Genomic DNA, 17,563 nt, shown 5'->3' on the forward strand with positions numbered 1-17,563 from the left:
CGCTCCTCCGACGCGGTCGGTGCCTGATCGGCACCGGGGTCGGTGATCCTCGTAGCTCCCGGGCGGTCGCGGTCGATGCCCGCGGCGCGTCGGTGACGGCTCGAGGTGGAAGGAGCGTGGGCCCGTTTCGGGCCGGTCGTCTACGGTACCGGGCTCGCGCCCGGGTGTCCAACCGCGCCCTGGTGGGCTGCGGTGGCCGTTCCCGCTGACGGGTGGAACAGTATCCGGACGGCGCGGGGGCGCAAACCAGGCGTTGGTACCGCGCTGTGATCGCGCAGAAATCGGCCTCGAGTTGCGTTCCGCAGCACAGGCCCGCCGGTGGGCTCAGCCCACCAGGTTCGTCAGCGGCCGGCAGACGCGGCAGGCGACCAGACCGCGCTGCTGGGCGTCTGGCGTGCTCATGGCCTGCAGACCAGGTCGTGCCTCGACGAGGCGGCAGTGCGGGGCGTGGAACACCGCCCGCCCGGCGACGACCGCGGTGCCATCGGTGGGGACGGCGGTCGGCCCACCGATGTCGACCCCGCGCTCGGCGGCGACGAGTTCGGTGAGCATGTCGAGGCGCGCGCTGGTCTCGGCGTTGGTACGGCGCATCTCCTGGACGATGGCGAGCATCAGTCCGAGCCCGATGAGGCCCAGTCCGGCGATCCCACCCGAGATCAGGAACGGCACCTGTCCCTGCACGTAGTCGAGGCTGGCGGCCCCGTTCCAGCCGAGTGCGATCAGGAGGAAGCCGACCGCGGTGAAGCCGACGGCGATCTGCATCGTCGTGCGGGTCCGGTCCTGCATCGTCGGTCCTTTCGTGTCGTGACGGATGTTCATCCCATCAGGGCTTCGCTGACCGCGGTGCGGTCGCGCAGCTCGTCGCCGGTGAGGGCCCGCACGACGCGCCCGCGCTCCATGACGAGTCCGACGTCGGCCACCTCGAGGGCGCCGACGTTCTGCTCGATCAGCAAGACCGTGACCCCGTCGGCGTTGATGCGTCGCACGATGTCGAAGACGTCCTTGACGATGACCGGCGCGAGACCCATGGAGGCCTCGTCGATGATCAACAGCCGGGGCCGCGCCATCAGGCCGCGCGCTATGGCGAGCATCTGCTGCTCGCCGCCCGACAGCGTCCCGGCCAGCTGCCCCAGGCGCTCCCGCAGCCGTGGGAAGTAGTCCAGGACCTGTTCGAGCTGCTCGTCGACCCAGGCACGGTCGCGCCGTTGCGACCACGCGCCGACCTGCAGGTTCTTGGCCACGTTCAGCTCGGGGAACACGCGCCGGCCCTCGGGCACCATCACGATGCCGGCATCCACGCACCGCTTCGTGCTCCAGTGGGTGGTGTCCTGCCCGTCGAAGGCGATGGTCCCCGACCAGGTCCGAAGCGAGCCGCAGATGTTCTGCGCCGTCGTGGTCTTGCCCGCACCGTTGAGTCCGAGCAGAACGGCGGTCTGGCCGCGCCGGATCGCGAGGTCGACCCCGTGCAACACCGGCAGGTTGCCGTAGCCGGAGCGGACGCTGCGCACCTCCAGCAGGGCGTCGTCGTCGGAAGCGCCGGCCGGGACCGCCGGCAGCGCGTCCGTGGTCTCGTCGGCCTCCTCGAGCAGCGACATGGTGCGCTCCTTCATGCCAGCGCCACCGCGCCCTTGCCGAGGTAGGCCTCGGCGACGTCGCGGTTGCTGCGGATCTCGTCGGGTCGTCCCTGTGCCAGCAGCTGCCCGAAGTTGAGGACGTAGACGTAGTCACAGATGCGCAGCATGAACGGCACGTGGTGCTCGATGACCACGAGGGTCAGCCCGAGATCACGACGCATGGCGAGCAGACGCTCGGCGAAGGCGTCCGCTTCCTCGGGCCCGAGGCCGGCCAGGGGTTCGTCGAGCATCAGCACGTCGGGATCGGTGGCCAGGACGGCGGCCACCTCGACCTGCTTGAGCATGCCGTAGGACAACCCGCCCAACGGTTCGTCGGCGAGATGGCGGAGGCCGAGCTCGTCGAGCAGCGTCAGGGCGCGTCGGCGCAGCAGCCGCTCCTCGGCACGGGCTCGGGGCAGACCGAGCAGTCCGCCGGCGACCCGGTACCCGACGTTACGGTGCTGGGCGACCAGCAGGTTCTCGAGCACGGAGAACGACCGCACCAGTCCGACGTGCTGGAAGGTCCGGCCGACGCCCCGAACGGTGCGCTGGTCCGGGCGCAGGTCGGTGACCCGCTCGCCGCGGACGTAGACGTCGCCCTCGGTCGGGGCGTAGAAGCCGGTGACGCAGTTGAAGAAGGTCGTCTTGCCGGCGCCGTTCGGTCCGATCAGTCCGACGATCTCGTGCTCGTTGACCTCGAAGCTGACGTCCTGCAGGGCCTGCAGGCCCCCGAAACGGATGGAGACGTTGCGCGCACTAAGGACGGACATCGCCACCCCCGGTGTCCGCGCCGCCGACACGGCTGCCTGCGGCGGATCGGAACGGCTTGAACGTGCACCAGCGGACGAACGGTGCCAGCAGGCCCGCGATGCCGCCGGGGAACCACACGAGGACGGCCAGCAGCAGCGCGGCGCCCAGTACCTGTGCCGCGGAGCCGTCCAGCGGGAAGGCGGCGTACCGCTCCCCCAGCGCGTCGAGCACGTTCGGCAGGGCGGTGAACAGCGCCGCCCCGACCACGACGCCGAGGCGTGAGCCGAGTCCGCCGACCACCACCATCATCAGGAACGTCAGTGAGAGCATGAAGCTGAACGTCAGGGGCGAGACGATCTCGGTGATCGACGCGAACAGCGCGCCGGCGAGGCCGGCGATCGCCCCCGAGATCACGAACGCCAGCAGCTTGTAGCGCGTGACGTCGATGCCCCACGAGGCGGCGACGCGCTCGGAGTCGCGCAGGGCGCGGATCGCCCGGCCGGCCTTCGAGGCGGTCAACCGCCAGTCGAGCAGCCACACCAGCGCCAGACCGGCGTAGCAGACGTAGGCGTAGGCGAGGTCGCCGGCCGCCCAGGACGGCCGGTCCGCCGTCTGGCCCGCACCACCGCCGGTCAGGGGCTCGATGCCGAACAGCACCCGCTCGGCGAACAGCCCCAGCGCCAGCGTGACCAGGGCGAGGTAGAGACCGCGCACGCGCAGCGCGACCACGCCCAGGAGCAGCGCGATCGTGGCGCCGAGTACGACCCCGGCAGCCGCGGCCACCTCCCAGGGCATCGAGAGTTCGGTCAGCACGAACCCGGCCGCGAACGCGCCGATGCCGAGGAAGGCGGAGTGGCCCAGCGACACCTGGCCCGTGTAGCCGACGAGGACGTTGAGGCTCAGGGCGACCATGCCGTAGACCGCGATGGTCGCCACGACGTTGCGGGTCAGCGGCGTCACCACCAGCGGGAGCACGGCAACGGTGCCGAGGATGGCGGTGACCACGAGCAGGCGGGCGACGGCCCCTCCCGCCGTCGGGCGCCAGGGCGCCTGCTCCTGGACCCTGCCGGGGACCGCACCCATGCCCGTGGGTGCGGCGCTGGGTCGCACGGTGGTGGCGGACATCCTCAGGCCTCCTTGCCGAGCAGGCCCAGCGGACGGAAGACGAGCACCAGCAGCAGCACGGCGAAGGCCGCCAACGTGGGTGCGTTCGGCACGGAGATGCCGAGCCCGACGGTGAGCGTGTTCGCGGTCGCGGCGACCTGGCCGAGCAGCAGCCCGCCCACGACGGCGCCGGCCGGGGACGCGATACCGCCGAGCACGGCCGCCGTGAAGGCCGGGATCAGGAACGTGCTGGTCATCAGCCCGGGGGTGATGCCCTCGAAGACGCCGGCGCCGAGCACCCCACCGAGGGCGGCGAGACCCCCGGCGATCCCCCAGGCCAACGAGGACATGGCGCGGGCCGAGACCCCGTGGAGTTCGGCCGCGAAGGGGTCCTGCGCACTGGCCAGCAGGGCAACCCCCAACTGCGTGCGGAACAGCGCGATCAGCACCACCGACGCGGCCGCCAGGACGCAGGCGACGACCAGGGTGTGCGCCGGGAACCGCAGGCCGAGTACCCGCACGCTGCCACTGAAGAACTGCGGGAAGGTGCGCGACTGCAGGTCGAAGACGACCACCTGCACCCCGATGAGCAGCAGGGCGACCCCGGCGGTCGCCACCAGGCTCGTCACGGGGCTGCGATCGGCCAGCTTCTGGATCACGAACAGGTTGACCGCCACGGCCAGCGCGGCGCCCACGACGACGGCGACCCCGGTGAGCGCCAAGAGGCGCCCGAACGAGACCTGGCTCGGATCCACGAACGCCTCGAGGTCCCCGCCGAGCAGGATGAGCACGACCACGAACGCGGGCATGGTCCCGAGCTCGCCCTGCGCGAAGTTGAGCACCCGGGTGGCGCGGTAGACGAGGGCGATGCCGAGGGCGACGAGGGCGTAGACGGCTCCCGAGCCGAGCCCGTTGACGATCGTGGCCCCGACGTTCATCCCTGCGGCCGCCATGGCCCCGGCGGCGACGAGCACCCCCACGCTCCACGTCACGCCGACGTGGTGGCGGGCGAGCCCGTCGCCGAGACGGTCCGACCAGGAACGACGCGGCGCGACCTCGACCTCGTCGACCGAGATCTCGGCCTCGAGGGGTGGCGGAGGCGTCGAGGTCCGCATCGTCAGAATCCCGACTTGAAGGTGCCGCCGTCCTTGTACGTCCGCGAGCCGCAATCGGCCCGCAGGACGTGGACGCCGGTACCACCGAAGTGGTTGTCCGGTCGGTAGTTCACGTCCGGGTAGACCCCCGTCGACAGCTTGCCGGCCGACTCGACGAGCGCCCGGAAGTCCTCACGGGTCAGATCGTTTCCGAAGGTCTGCTCGTAGCGCTTGAAGGCCGCGTGCTGGAGCTTGCTGGCGCCCCAGATGGCCCAGGCGATGTCGTCGGCGGCCACCCCGAACTTGCTGGCTGCCTGCTGGAACTCCGGATCGAACTTGCCGGCGGTCTCGAGCGCCGGGAAGGGCGAGAGGAACGTCCCCTTCCCGACGTGCGGGCAGCCGGAACGCAAGACGTCGTTGAGCCCCTTGCTGACCCCGACGCCGACGAACTGAAAGTCCTTCTCCGCCGTCTGCGCGAAGCGGATGTAGTCGAGGGGGCTGGTGAGGATGAAGACCACCTCGGCGCCCTTCTTCTCCAGATCCGCCGACAGCGTCGAGTACCAGGTCGTGTCGCCCTTCGGGTGGCGGTGCGTGGTCGTGTAGGGCAGTCCGTGCCGCTTGACCGCCGCTTCCCAGCCGGCGACCGCGTCGTTGAAGTTCGGCGTCTGGGTGACGATGGCGCCGACCTTCTTGCCCGGGTAGTTCTTCTTGACGTACTGCGCCAGCAGTTCGGTCTGCTGCTTGTAGGTCATCGAGGCCGCGAAGTACCACGGGTTGCCCTCGAGTCCGGTCTCGGTGACCCCGGCGGAGAAGTACGGCACCCGTTCCTGTCCCATCCGGCGACCGCAGGCCTGGATCTGGTCGGTACCGCCACCTCCCATCAGCAGGAACGCGCGTGCCGCCAGGTTGCGGCAGACCTGGATCGCCGAGTTCGGGTCGTAGCGGTCGTCGGCGAAGATCACCTCGACCTTGTCGCGTCCGAGGACCTTCTCACCCTTGCCCTCGGTGACCCACCGCCAGTAGAGGTCGCGCGACTTCTCGAACGACGTGGAGGGCAGGGGGGCCGCTCCGGTCACGGGCGCATGGATGGCCAGGGTGATCGCGGCATCCGTCACGCCGGTGCGGTCGCTGCCCTGTGGCTGCCGGGCGCCGCCACCGCCGCCGTCGCCACCGCCACCGCCACCGCTGCCGCCGCCGGCAGCACCGCCGCCGCCCTCCGCGCCGCCGCCAGTCGTTCCGCCACCGTCGCCCGCGGAGCCGGAACCGTCGGTGGCACCGCCCTCGCCCGGGTCGCCCGCGGCGACCTCGCCGCCGCCCTCGACGTCGACGTCCTCGCCCTCGACCACCTCGAGATCGACGGCGTCGCCCTCGACCGGTTGCTCGCCGAGCCCGTCGTCGAAGGCCATGCCGTCGTCACCGGCGACGGTGCCGGGTGCACCCGGGGTGCCGCCCTGCGCCAGCGGTCCGGTCTCGACGTGGACGCCGGGCTTCTGCCCGCAGGCCAGCAGCACCATGGCCAGGGCGACCGGCGCCGCCAGTCCTCGCATCGTGGTGGTTCGCATCCTCGTCGCCGCCTCCGTACGTCGCGCGTGCACGCGTTGCGGGTCGTTGGTCACACCGGGGCCGTGGTGCCTCGCCTGGCCATCAGCCGGCTGAGGGCGCCACCTCCCCCGGCGGCCGCACCACCGGCGGCCGCCCCACCCCCACCGAGCGCGGCAGCGGCACCGGTTGCGGTGAGCGCCTGCGTCGTCAAGTAGGCGCCACCGGCGAAGACGGGCACGAGCAGCCACGTCCACCACGGCTGCCCGGGCTCGGCGTCGCTGGCCGTCAGCGCCGACGCCTGGGGGCCGTCACCGCCACCACCGGGCCCCGCCACGTCAGCTCCGGGGGCCGCCTCGTCGTCGGCCAGGTCGGCCTCGTCGAACTCCGGACCGTCGGCGAACCCGTCGTCGCCCCCGAGATCCTCGAATCCGCCGCCGTCGTCGAAGCCACCGCCGTCGTCGAAGCCGCCACCGGCGTCGAATCCGCCGGAGTCGGCGACCACGGCGTCGTCGAAGCCACCGCCTCCGTCCATGCCCGGCAGCGTGTCGAGCGGCGGGGCCGGCTCCGCGGTCTGCATGGCGGCACGCACCTCGGTCAGGTCCAGAGCCACCTGCGCGGTCGTCGAGGTGTCGGGATCACCGAAGGCGAGGTTGGGCGCGCCGATGGGGCGGAGCAGCACGCCGTGGTTGGCCAACTCGCCGCTGGCCCAGGCCTCGGCCGCGAAGGTCAGGTCGAAGCTCCAGCGGTCTCCGTCGACCCTCACCCCGTTGCTGCCGAAGATGCAGTCGACGTCCACGACCTTCTCGTCGCCCTCCTCGCGCTGGGGCAGGTCGTCGTCGGACGAGGCCTGCGGGGCCCCGCCGGGCTCGAACGGGCTCAGCAGCGGGCAGGCCTCGATCCCGATCAGTTCGGGGTCGATCTCGACCGGGTCCTCCTGCAGCGCCGCAGCCAGTCCCTCGCCGAGCACGGCCGGGTCCTGCGGACCGATCGTCTCGAAGACGGCCAGGACGGCGCGCCGGAACGCGGGCGAGCCGACCTCGTAGCTCGGCTGGGCCTGCGGCAGGGTGACGGTGAACTGCACGACCTCCTGGCCGGCCGGCACCGGGGGCAGTTCGAACTGGATGGCGGTCTGGTAGCGGGTCTGGCCGCCGAAGAACGAGACGGCGGCCGTGTCGGCGGGAACCGGTTGGACCGGGCTGGCCGGCTCGTTGGCGTTGACCTCGCGGATCGCCGTGACCACGCCCTCGCGGACGGGTTCGGTGGACTCGGGACACAGCTCGGGCCGCACGACGCAGACCGCGGCGGGCGGGAACTGCTTCCGCAGCGTCGGCGGCACGGCGTCGCTGGTGCGCGAGACGTACAGCGTGGAGGCCTCGATCTCCAGTGGTGTACCGCCAGCGGCGTCACCGCCCTCGGCCTCCTGCGCCCCCACGGGGGCGACACCGGCGGTGCCGACCAGCAGTGCCGCCGCCATCGTCAGGCTGCCGAGCAACCGTCGCCGCCGGTGCAGGTTCGCAGCGTGTGAGGGCATGGTCATCGTCGCCTCCCGTGGCCGTCCCGCTGGCCATCTGCCGCACCCAACGACCGAGCGGCGCGGAGGTCACGCGCCGACGGAAGATTCCGCCGGCAGCGGGATCACCCCGGGAGGGGTGCGCGGGGGTGTCGGCGGTACGCGCTGACCTCCGCGGCCTCGGCAACGGCGAAGCGCCACGGGACGTCGGCGGCGAGTCGCACGCCGACGCGGGGCCCGGCGACCACCGCCCGGGGCCGGAACCCGTCGTCGAGCAGTTGGACCTCGGCCGCCGGCGACAGCAGGTCGATGCCGTCGTGGTCGGGTGCGGAGATGGCCAGCGCCTGGCACAGCCGGCCGGGCCCGCGCAGCAGGTCGCGGTCGGTGCGCGCGGCCGGCCGTCGGGCGCGCAGGCGCTCGTGGCCGGCGAGCACGACCGCGGCGCGGACCAGGGCCGCCGCTCCGACGCCGACCGGTTCGGCGGTGACGTTGAGGCACCAGTGCATCCCGTAAGAGCGGTAGACGTAGGCGGTACCTGGCTGCTCGAACATCGGGGCGGTCCTGGCGGTGCGCCCCGCCGCGCTGTGGCTGGCGGGGTCGTCCTCGCGGTAGGCCTCGGTCTCGACCACGCGCACGGCACTCCACGTGCCGTCGGCCTCCCGCCGGCGAACCACCGCACCGAGCAGCGCCACGGCGGCCTCGGGTGCGGAGTCGGCGAGCCGCTCGCGCGCGAACGGTGCGAGTCGGCCCGCCTGGCGCAGGCCCGGGGTCACGTGCCGCGAACCTGGTCGATCCAGGCGCTGAAGCGCTCCAGCGGCCAGCTGTTGGCGACCTGCTGGCGGTCCAGCCCGCCGCGACGCGCGTTGGCCACCCCGTGCCGCAGGTTGTCGAGCTCGGGAACGCTGTGGGCGTCGGTCGAGATCACGAAGGTGACCCCGCGCGCCGCGCCCTCGCGGATCACCTCCGCCGAGGCGTCCAGGCGCCGCAGGTTGCAGTTGATCTCGATCGCCGTGCCCGTTTCGGCGGCCGCGTCCAGGGCCTGCTCGAGGTCGAGCTCGATCCCGGGTCGCTTGCCGATCATGCGCCCGTGCAGGTGTCCGATGGCGGTCACCGACGGGTGCCGGATGGCGGCGACCACGCGTGCGGTCTGCTCGGCGACGGGACGGCTGAAGTGCGAATGGACGCTGGCGACCAGCCAGTCGTAGCCGGCGAGGAAGTCCGCGTCGTAGTCGAGGCTGCCGTCGACGCCGATGTTGAGCTCGGCGCCGTGGAACAGCCGGATGTCGCCGCGCCGCTGCTCGAGCTCACGCACGAGCCGGCGCTGCTGCAGCATGCCTTCGCGCGAGATGCCGTTGATGCGCAGGTCCTCGGCGTGGTCGGTGAGGCCGAGGTAGACGTGCCCGCGCTCGACGGCTCCCGCCACCATGTCCTCGAGCGAGGCGCGGCCGTCGCCCGACCAGTCGGTGTGGTCGTGCAGGTCGCCGCGGATGTCCTCGCGTGTGACCAGGGTCGGAGCGGTGTCGGCCTCGGCGGCCTCGATCTCACCCGCGTCCTCGCGCTGTTCGGCCGCGATCCACGGCAGGTCGAGCGCCGCGTAGATGTCGGCCTCGGTGCGCTGCGCGACGACCTCGAGTTGCGCGGTGTCCGGCACGGCCGGTTCGTCCCCGGCGGCGGCGGCGGTCTCCTCGGCATCCGCGTCGTCGGGCAGACGCGCGAGCGCGTACTCGTTGAGGGTCAGGCCGCGCTTCAGTGCCCGCTGGCGCAACCGGATGTTGTGGGCCTTGGAGCCGGTGAAGTACAGCAGCGCCGCTCCGAAGCTCTCGGGCGGCACCACCCGGAGGTCGACCTGGACCCCTTCACGCGTCAGGATCGAGGTCTTCGTCTCGCCCGAACCGATGGTCTGCGCCACGTCGTCGAAGCCCAGGAACGCCTCGGTGACGGCCGCCGGGTCGGTCGTCGCGACCAGGACGTCGAGGTCGCCGATGGTCTCGCGGAAGCGGCGGACCGACCCCGCGTAGGCCGCCTGCTCGACGTCCGGAAGACGCGACAGCCTGGCGACGAGGCGTTCGGCGAGCGGCACCGCGACATACAGCGGGACGCGGGTCTGCTTCGACGACAACCCGAGCTGGTCGATCGCGCGTTGGAGGTTCTCGGCCGTCTTCTCCCCGAGGCCTGGCAGCGCGGCGATGCGACCGTCGTCGATGGCCGCCCGGAGTCCTTCGAGGTCGCGAACGCCCAACAGTTCGTCGAGCAGGCCGATCGTCTTCGGTCCCAGGCCCGGGACCTTCAACAACTCCTGCTTGCCGACGGGATGCTTTGCCCGCAACACCTCGAGTTTGGCCATCGTCCCGGTCTCGACGTACTCACGGATCTTCGCCGCCGTGCTCTTCCCGATGCCCTTCAACTCGGCGAGCTGGGACACGCTCAGGTCGGCGACGTCGCGGGTGAGGGTCTCGATCGCGCGCTGCGCGTTCTGGTAGGCGCGGACGCGGAACGCCTGTGGGCTCCCCTCGTCGATCTCGGTGAGCGTCGCGAGCTCGCCGAGCGCCCGTGCCACCTCGTCGTTGGTCCTGGCCACCGCGTCGCTCTTCCTCGCCGGTCGTGTGCCGCCGTCACGGCCCGCGGACGAGACTACTTCCGGATGCGGACCGATTCGGCGGCCGCCCCGTTCCTGGCGACACCCGATCACGTCGGCTAGTTGTGTCCGCCCCCGACCAGGAGTGCACACGGTGAAGCTGTACGCCGATGTGGCGAGCGTGCGCGCCCGCCAGGTCCTGGGCGATGTCCTGGTGCTCGTCGTCACCTGGCTGGTGGTCCGCCAGGCCGCCCGCGTGCGCCGGCAGTTGCTCGACTTCCGGTCGGCGGCGGAGCGGGTCGAGTCGGCCGGACGCAACGTCGTCCGGGGCGCCGACGCGGCCGGCAGCGCCCTGCAGGACGTGCCGGTGGTCGGCGGCGCACTGTCGGCCCCCTTCGGCGCGGTCGCCGACGCCGGACGCGACCTCAGCGCGGCAGGCACCGACGCCGGCGCGGCGATCGAGGGCCTCGGCCTGTTCGTGCCGCTGCTGCTCGTGGGACTGGTGCTCGGGTACGTGCTGTTCCGGTACCTGCCCGGGCGACTGGCGTGGATGCGGGAGACCGCCGAGGTGGCCCGCGTCCTGGGGACCGCCGACGGCGAGCGGTTGCTGGCCCACCGGGCCGTCGCCGGCCGACCGCTGCGGCTGCTGCGCCAGTCCGTCGTCGATCCCGGGGCGGCACTCGCGCACGGGGACTGGGCCCCACTCGCGGCCGTGGAACTGCAGGAGCTCGGCCTTCGCCGATCGCCTCCCGACGGCCACGCGTAGCGCGTATCGTGTGCCCGCCGCGCAGCGGGGCGCTGACGCGACACCGGGGGAACCGTGCACGGGCAGAGGCGGGCGGCGGGACTGGCCTTCTGGGGCCTGCTGCTGGTCGCCTTCGACCTCGACGTCGGCGGGTTCGACCTGCTCAGCGACCCCGTCGGGGCCTTCCTGTGCGTGGCCGCACTCGGGCACCTGCGCGCCGCGTCGCCCCACGGCGACGACGCGAACGTGTCCGCCGCCCGCCGCTGGTGGGTCGTCGCCGTCGTCGTCACGGGCCTGTCCGAGCTCGCCGTCCTGAGCGGCGTCGCCGCCCCGGACGCGCCGATCCAGGTCGTGGACACGATGCTGGGCGACGTACGCCCCGCGGCCGCTGTCTCGCTGCTCGAACTGGTACTGCTCCCGGCGCAGCTGGCGCTGATCGCGGCCTTCGCCGCCGTCGTCCGCTCTCCTCGGATGGTCCAGAGCTGGGCGACCTCGCGCCGCCTGCTCCTGCTGGTCGGCGTGCCGGTCGCCGTGGCCTCCGCCGCCGGCGACCTCTACCTGCTCGCCACCGGGCGCTGGTTCAGCATCACGCTCGGCTCGGGTGCCGCTTCCCTGGCGCTGCTGGGTGCCCTCGCTGCACTCGCCGCGGCCGCGCACGTCCTGGTCTCGCTGCACCGCACACGCACGGCGCCCGAGCACGAGCCGCTCCCGGTCTGACCCCGACCCGGCCGTCGCTCGCGACCGTCCGGGGTCGCCCGCCGGCCGCCGGGGTGACGGCTGCTCAGCCGCCGGCGCCGACGTCGGTCTGCGGGCCGGCGTCGTTCGCGACCTCTGCCGACCAGCGGGTCACGACGAACACCGCCGCGAACACCACCAGCACGACGACCACGCCGAGAACGGCTCGGCGCATGGTCATGACGTCCGCCGATCGGCAGCGACGTTGGCGGACGCGGCCGCGCGGGCGCGGCGGAGCTGGTCGCGGACGGCGCTGGACGCGGTCCCCAGGCTGCTGTCGCGCCGGTCCACGGCCTGGCGCGGATCGAGCAGGTCCGCCACGCCGCGGTCGAGGACCGGATGTGCTGCGGCCAGTTCACCGGGGTCGAGGCCGTCGAGGTCGACGCCCTTCGACTCGGCCAGCCGCACCACCTCGCCGACCACCTCGTGGGCTTCGCGGAACGGCACCCCCCGACGCACGAGTTCCTCGGCCAGGTCGGTGGCGAGGGCGAACCCGCCGACCGATGCGGCCGCCAGGCGGTCGCGGTCGAAGGTCAGCGACGCCACGGTGCCCGCGATCGCGGGGAGCACCAGCCGGAGGGTGGCCACCGCATCGAAGACCGGCTCCTTGTCCTCCTGCAGGTCCCGGTCGTAGGTCATCGGCAGGCCCTTGACCGTCGTCAGGAGCGACACGAGGTCGCCGATGACCCGGCCGGCCTTGCCGCGCACGAGCTCGGCGATGTCGGGGTTGCGCTTCTGGGGCATGATCGACGACCCGGTCGAGAACGCGTCACCGACCCGGACGAAGCCGAACTCCGCGGTGGCCCACAGCACGATCTCCTCGCCGAGGCGCGAGACGTGGACCGCCAGGATCGCGCAGGCCGACAGCACCTCGAGCGCGAAGTCGCGGGAAGCCACCGCGTCCATCGAGTTCTCGGTCACCCGCGAGAAGCCGAGGTGGTCGGCGTAGGCGGCGGGGTCGAGGCCGAGCGTGGTTCCCGCCAGGGCCCCCGAACCCAGCACCGAGGCGTCCAGCCGATCACGCGCGTCACGTAGACGCCCGGCGTCACGGTCGAGCATCCACACGTAGGCGAGCAGGTGGTGGCTCAGGAGCACGGGCTGGCCACGCTGCAGGTGGGTGTAGCCCGGCGCCAACCAGTCGAGGTGGGCCTCGGCCTGGTCGGTCAGCGCCTGCTGCAACGCGCCGACCAGGGCGACCAGTTCGTCACAGGCGTCGCGGCACCACAGGCGCAGGTCGTTCGCGATCTGGTCGTTGCGTGAGCGGCCGGCCCGCAGCTTCCCGCCGAGGGGACCGAGCTCGTCGACCAGCCAGCGCTCGATGGCGCCGTGGACGTCTTCGTCGGTGGGCAGGAACGCGAACTCGTCGTGCGCGAACTGCCGGGCGCACCGGTCGAGGGCGGCCAGCATGTGTTGCAGTTCCTCGGCGTCGAGGACCCCGATGCGGTGCAGTTCACGGGCGTGCGCGCGGGAGCCGTCGAGGTCCTGGCGCCACAGTTGCCGGTCGACGTGGGTGGAGACCCCCAGCTGCCAGGCGGCCTCGTCCGGGCCGGCCGTGAACCGCCCACCCCACAGTCTGCCGGCGTCGGTCGCGGCGTCGCGTGCTTCGCTCACGTCGTGCCCTCGGTGTCGGTGCGGCGACGATAGCCGGGCCGCCTTCGGGGTCGGTGCGTCAGGCATGGGCGACGAGCAGGCCCAGGGCGATGGCCTGGGCCCACGAGGCGAGCGAACCCACGATGACGTAGTCGACCAGGGCGTCGCGGGGTGGCTGCGTCTCACCGTCGTCGGACGGTCCCAGCAGGCGGGGGCGATCCGCCCGCGCGTCCGCCAACACCTCGGCGTAGCGGAACAGCGCCTTGCCGCCGATCGGGATCACGGCCAGCGCGGGCTGTCCCCCGGCGATGCACAGCAGCAGCAACCAGCGCTCGAGCCGCCCGATCCAGCGGCCGGCGCGGAGGCCGGCCGACTCGGCGAGCTCGGGCGCGGGCAGTCGGGTCGCCCGCAACACGCCCCGGACAAGGACGTCGGCGGCCGGCCCGCACCACACCAGCGCGCCGACGAGCGCGGCACGTGCCGCCGGACCCACCCCGGCGAGCCCGAGCAGGTCGATCCGTTCGAGCGGGCGCGAGGCGTTGGCGATGGCCGCCGGAGCCACGGCGTCGACCACGATGCCGACCAGGACCAGGGCCGCGGCCGACCACAACGCCGCCACCCCACCGATGCGTCGCGCGAGCACCGGCACCAGGGCGGCGGCGACGAGCAGGGCGAACCCGAAGGTCACGGCAGCTCCTCCGTCAGGGTCTGCAGGGTTCGTACCCAGCCGTACACCCCGTGGCCGTGCAGACGCTCGGCGACCGACTGCGGGGTGATGCCGTGGTCGTCCGCGAGCTTGCGGGCGGTTTCTCCGGCCAGCAGACCACACGCCAGTGACACGTCGAGCGGGTCGAAGCGCTGGGTCAGGCTGTCCAGCGCCACGAGCAGGGCCCGGCCGGACGCGAGGTCGCCGACGCCGTCGAGCCACCACCCCAGCCGCGGCCAGGCGCGACGCGGGGCGGTGAGGAACTCCAGGGCGGCGCGCGCGTGCCACCAGCCCGGGTCCGCCTGACCGGGGGCGCCGGCATCGACGGGGGCGTCGCCGGGTGCGACGCCGATGCCGACCCGCAACTCGACGGGCCGGTCGGCGGGCGGATCGTCCAACAGGCGCAGACGCAGGCCGGCGAGCGATCGGATGGCGGCCGGAAGGTCGTCGTAGACCGCCTGGAACTCGTCGCCGGTGGTCGGCGCGGCCGAGCGCGCCTCCTCGAGCCCGCGCACCGCGTCGCCGAGGCCGGCGAGCAGCCGCCGCTGGTCGGTATGGCGCCGGCTGTCGACGACGTCCGCGATCACGTAGACCGGCACGGGCGCTCCTGTCAGGCAATGGAACTGTGTCAGCGTGCCGACAGGTGTATTGCCTGTCAAACGGCGAGGTCAGGCGATCCACCTGGCAGGATCCCGAGTGCGCATCGCCTCGCCATGTCACGCCACCACGTCAATGTCGCGCCGATCCCGCATCCGTGCGGGGCTGCCGCGACATCGAGGTGGAGACGCGACATGATGGAGCCGCGCCGCGCCGCGCCGCACCGCATCGCGCCGGTGACGGGGGCGACGCCGAGCGTCGACGCGTCAGAACTTCTCGCCGAGGCCCTTGACCCGTGCCGCCCAGGTCTTCAAGGGCAGGCCCCACAGCTTGACGAAGCCCTCGGCCAGCGACTGGTCGAACTGGTCCTGCGCGTCGTAGGTCGCCATCTCGTAGTCGTACAGGCCGGAGTCCTCGCTGCGGCGGCCGACGACCGTCGCGTGGCCCTTGAACAGCTCGACGCGCACCTCGCCGTTGACGTAGTGGTTGGCCTCGTCCATGAAGGCGTCCAGCGCCTTCTTCAGCGGCCCCCACCACAGCCCGTTGTAGATCAGCTGGGCATAGCGGCCCTCCTCGGCGCGCTTGTGCTCGGCGAGCTCCTGCTCGAGGCACAGGTCCTCGAGGTCGCGGTGGGCCGTCAGGAGGGTGATCGCACCCGGGCACTCGTAGATCTCGCGGCTCTTGATGCCGACCAGGCGGTCCTCGATCATGTCGATGCGCCCGACGCCGTGGGCACCGGCGCGGGTGTCGATCTCCGCGACGAGTTCCGCCAGAGGGAGCTCTTTGCCGTCCAGGCTGACGGGGACGCCTGCCTGGAATCCGATGACGACCTCCTCGGGCGTGTCGGGGGCATCCTTGACGCTGACCGTGCGCTCGAAGACGTCCTCCGGCGGCGCCTCCCACGGGTCCTCGAGGATCCCGCACTCGGCGGTGCGGCCCCAGGCGTTCTCGTCGATCGAGTACGGCGACGCCTTGGACTTGACCGGGATCGGGATGCCGCGCTCGTTGGCGTAGTCGATGGCGGCGTCGCGCGACAGGCCCCACTCCCGGATCGGGGCGATGGTGTCGAGGTCCGGTGCGAGGCACATCGTGCCGACCTCGAAGCGGACCTGGTCGTTGCCCTTGCCGGTGCAGCCGTGCGCAACGCCGGCCGCGCCGGTCTCGCGCGCGACCCGGACGAGGTGCTTGACGATCAGCGGTCGGGACAGGGCCGACACCAGCGGGTACTTGCCCATGTACATCGCGTTGGCCTTGAGGGCCGGGCGGATGAAGTCGGTGGCGTACTCGTCGCGCGCGTCGACGACCACCGACTCGACCGCACCGCAGTCGAGCGCCCGCTGGCGGATCTCCTCGAGGTCGTCGACACCCTGACCGACGTCGATGGCGCACGCGACGACGTCGACGTTCTTGTGCTCCTGCATCCACTGGATGGCGACGGAGGTGTCGAGGCCGCCGGAATAGGCGAGGACGATACGAGGGCGAGTTCCGGCGTTCGCCGGCTGCTCGACGCTGGGCTTGGACATGGAGGACTCCTGGGAGGTGCTCAGGCGGGAGGGGTCGGGATCGCGTCGGCGAGGCCGGCGCGGGATCGCAGGTCGGCGGCGAGGTCGCGGCCGGGGAGCGTCTCGGCGGCGACCACGAGGACCGTGTCGTCGCCGGAGACGGTGGCGAGCACCCCGTCGAGTTCGGCGAGGTCGATCGCCGAGGCGACGGGGTGGGCGCAGGCGGGCGGCGTGCGCAGGACCGTGAGATTGGCGCTGTGCGAGACGGAGACGACGAACTGGCGCAGTGTCTCGTCGAGGCGGCTGCGTGCCGACCCCGGACCGGGATCGACGGCGAGGCGGTACACCAGCGTGCCGTCCGCGCCACGGACCTTCACCGCGCCCAGTTCGTCGAGGTCGCGACTGACGGTCGCCTGGTGGGCGTCGACACCGCGTGCGGCCAGCGCGGCGCGGACCTCGCTCTGCGAGCCGAGGTCGTGGTCGCTGATCAGCTCGCGCAGCAACTGCTGGCGGCGACGCTTGTCTGCCATGGCGGCGGCTCCTCGGGCGCTCAGGCCATCAGCCCGGCCAGCAGCGCCTTCTGGGCGTGCAGCCGGTTCTCGGCCTGGTCGAACACGCGCGAGGCCGGACCGTCGATGACCTCGGCGGTCACCTCCTCGCCACGGTGCGCGGGCAGGCAGTGCAGGAAGACCGCGTCGGCGGCGGCGTGCCCCATCAGCTCGGGCGTCACGCGGTAGGGAACGAACCGGTCGGCACGCTCCCCCGCCTCGGACTCCTGTCCCATCGACGCCCACACGTCGGCGTAGACGGCGTCGGCGTCCAGCACCGCCTCGATGGGATCGGTCGTGAGCAGGATGCTGGCGCCGCGGTCGGCCGCCAGCTCCCGCGCCCGGGCGACGATGGCGGTGTCGGGGGCGTAGCCCTCGGGATGGCCGACGCGCACCGACAGGCCGACCTTGGCGCCCGCCAGCAGCAGGGAGTTCGCGACGTTGTTGCCGTCGCCGACGTAGGCGAGGCTGCGACCCTCGAACCCGCCATGGACCTCGCGGAAGGTCTGCAGGTCGGCGACCGCCTGGCAGGGGTGTTCGAGATCGGTCAACGCGTTGACGACCGGGATGTCGGCCGCGTCGGCGAGCTCCTGGAGCCGGTCCTGGCCGAAGGTGCGGACGACGATGGCATGGACGTAGCGCGAGAGCACGGCGCCCGTGTCGGCGACGGTCTCGCCACGGCCCAGTTGCAGTTCGGCGGACGACAGCGGTAGGGGCTGCCCGCCGAGCTCGGTCACCGCGACCTGGAACGACACGCGCGTGCGGGTCGACGGCTTCTCGAACACCAGCGCAACGGTGCGTCCGCGCAGCCCCCCGTGGGCGAGTTCGGACCCGGCGGCCAGTCGCTCCGCCCGGTCGGCCTTGAACGCGTCCGCGGCGTCGAGGACCCGCAGGAGCTGCTCGGTCGAGAGGTCGTCGATGGACAGGAAGTGCTCCGGGAACGGCATGCGGT

The 17,563-nt window shown here is 72.6% G+C and carries 18 protein-coding genes; 2 read left to right on the plus strand and 16 right to left on the minus strand.

Going from position 1 to position 17,563, the window contains the following annotated elements; translation table 11 throughout:
- Positions 1-324: 324 nt before the first annotated feature.
- The 9 genes from ACERMF_RS09455 to polX form a co-directional block, all read right to left on the minus strand.
- Positions 325-786 (minus strand): hypothetical protein, encoded by a 462-nt coding sequence (locus tag ACERMF_RS09455; RefSeq protein ID WP_373668830.1) that lies wholly within the window; start codon positions 784-786, stop codon positions 325-327.
- A 29-nt stretch (positions 787-815) separates the two neighbouring features.
- Positions 816-1,595, minus strand: a complete 780-nt coding sequence (locus tag ACERMF_RS09460; protein ID WP_373668831.1) for an ABC transporter ATP-binding protein — start codon at positions 1,593-1,595, stop codon at positions 816-818.
- Between the two features lie 11 nt (positions 1,596-1,606).
- Complete coding sequence (locus tag ACERMF_RS09465) at positions 1,607-2,383, minus strand: ABC transporter ATP-binding protein (protein ID WP_373668832.1); 777 nt, start codon at positions 2,381-2,383, stop codon at positions 1,607-1,609.
- Entirely contained in the window at positions 2,370-3,488 is a 1,119-nt protein-coding gene (locus tag ACERMF_RS09470) for a branched-chain amino acid ABC transporter permease (protein ID WP_373668833.1), read from the minus strand. The genes ACERMF_RS09465 and ACERMF_RS09470 overlap by 14 nt, the downstream gene beginning before the upstream one ends.
- Before the next feature lie 2 nt (positions 3,489-3,490).
- Entirely contained in the window at positions 3,491-4,582 is a 1,092-nt protein-coding gene (locus tag ACERMF_RS09475) for a branched-chain amino acid ABC transporter permease (RefSeq protein WP_373668834.1), read from the minus strand.
- Positions 4,583-4,584: 2 nt separating this feature from the next.
- Positions 4,585-6,123, minus strand: coding sequence for an ABC transporter substrate-binding protein (locus ACERMF_RS09480; RefSeq protein WP_373668835.1), 1,539 nt, complete (start codon positions 6,121-6,123; stop codon positions 4,585-4,587).
- A 50-nt stretch (positions 6,124-6,173) separates the two neighbouring features.
- Entirely contained in the window at positions 6,174-7,640 is a 1,467-nt protein-coding gene (locus ACERMF_RS09485; RefSeq protein ID WP_373668836.1) for a hypothetical protein, read from the minus strand.
- 98 nt (positions 7,641-7,738) lie between these two features.
- Positions 7,739-8,386: a DNA-3-methyladenine glycosylase gene (locus tag ACERMF_RS09490; protein WP_373668837.1), complete on the minus strand. Its 648-nt coding sequence runs from the start codon at positions 8,384-8,386 to the stop codon at positions 7,739-7,741.
- A complete protein-coding gene (gene polX / locus ACERMF_RS09495) occupies positions 8,383-10,191 on the minus strand; it encodes a DNA polymerase/3'-5' exonuclease PolX (RefSeq protein WP_373668838.1) in 1,809 nt (602 codons plus the stop codon). The genes ACERMF_RS09490 and polX overlap by 4 nt, the downstream gene beginning before the upstream one ends.
- A gap of 151 nt (positions 10,192-10,342) precedes the next feature.
- On the opposite strand from polX, the gene ACERMF_RS09500 reads away from it, so the two are divergent.
- Complete coding sequence (locus ACERMF_RS09500; protein WP_373668839.1) at positions 10,343-10,954, plus strand: hypothetical protein; 612 nt, start codon at positions 10,343-10,345, stop codon at positions 10,952-10,954.
- Positions 10,955-11,008: 54 nt separating this feature from the next.
- Complete coding sequence (locus ACERMF_RS09505) at positions 11,009-11,650, plus strand: hypothetical protein (protein ID WP_373668840.1); 642 nt, start codon at positions 11,009-11,011, stop codon at positions 11,648-11,650.
- A gap of 64 nt (positions 11,651-11,714) precedes the next feature.
- On the opposite strand, the gene ACERMF_RS09510 is transcribed toward ACERMF_RS09505, so the two are convergent.
- The 7 genes from ACERMF_RS09510 to argF form a co-directional block, all read right to left on the minus strand.
- Complete coding sequence (locus tag ACERMF_RS09510) at positions 11,715-11,849, minus strand: hypothetical protein (protein WP_373668841.1); 135 nt, start codon at positions 11,847-11,849, stop codon at positions 11,715-11,717.
- Positions 11,846-13,345 carry an argininosuccinate lyase gene (gene argH, locus ACERMF_RS09515; RefSeq protein WP_373668842.1) on the minus strand — a complete coding sequence of 500 codons (1,500 nt, stop codon included), beginning with the start codon at positions 13,343-13,345 and terminating at the stop codon, positions 11,846-11,848. Before argH ends, ACERMF_RS09510 begins: the two co-directional genes overlap by 4 nt.
- Complete coding sequence (locus ACERMF_RS09520) at positions 13,338-13,946, minus strand: hypothetical protein (protein ID WP_373668843.1); 609 nt, start codon at positions 13,944-13,946, stop codon at positions 13,338-13,340. The genes argH and ACERMF_RS09520 overlap by 8 nt, the downstream gene beginning before the upstream one ends.
- Positions 13,943-14,563, minus strand: coding sequence for a hypothetical protein (locus tag ACERMF_RS09525; RefSeq protein ID WP_373668844.1), 621 nt, complete (start codon positions 14,561-14,563; stop codon positions 13,943-13,945). Before ACERMF_RS09525 ends, ACERMF_RS09520 begins: the two co-directional genes overlap by 4 nt.
- Before the next feature lie 264 nt (positions 14,564-14,827).
- Positions 14,828-16,084: an argininosuccinate synthase gene (locus ACERMF_RS09530; protein ID WP_373668845.1), complete on the minus strand. Its 1,257-nt coding sequence runs from the start codon at positions 16,082-16,084 to the stop codon at positions 14,828-14,830.
- 20 nt (positions 16,085-16,104) lie between these two features.
- The gene (locus tag ACERMF_RS09535) at positions 16,105-16,593 is read right to left on the minus strand and encodes an arginine repressor (RefSeq protein WP_373668846.1); all 489 of its coding nucleotides are present in this window, start codon (positions 16,591-16,593) and stop codon (positions 16,105-16,107) included.
- Between the two features lie 20 nt (positions 16,594-16,613).
- The gene (gene argF, locus ACERMF_RS09540) at positions 16,614-17,558 is read right to left on the minus strand and encodes an ornithine carbamoyltransferase (RefSeq protein ID WP_373668847.1); all 945 of its coding nucleotides are present in this window, start codon (positions 17,556-17,558) and stop codon (positions 16,614-16,616) included.
- Positions 17,559-17,563 lie beyond the last annotated feature (5 nt).

Origin of the sequence: Egicoccus sp. AB-alg6-2 (genome assembly GCF_041821025.1) — a bacterium.
In the GTDB taxonomy this organism is placed as follows: Bacteria; Actinomycetota; Nitriliruptoria; order Nitriliruptorales; family Nitriliruptoraceae; genus Egicoccus.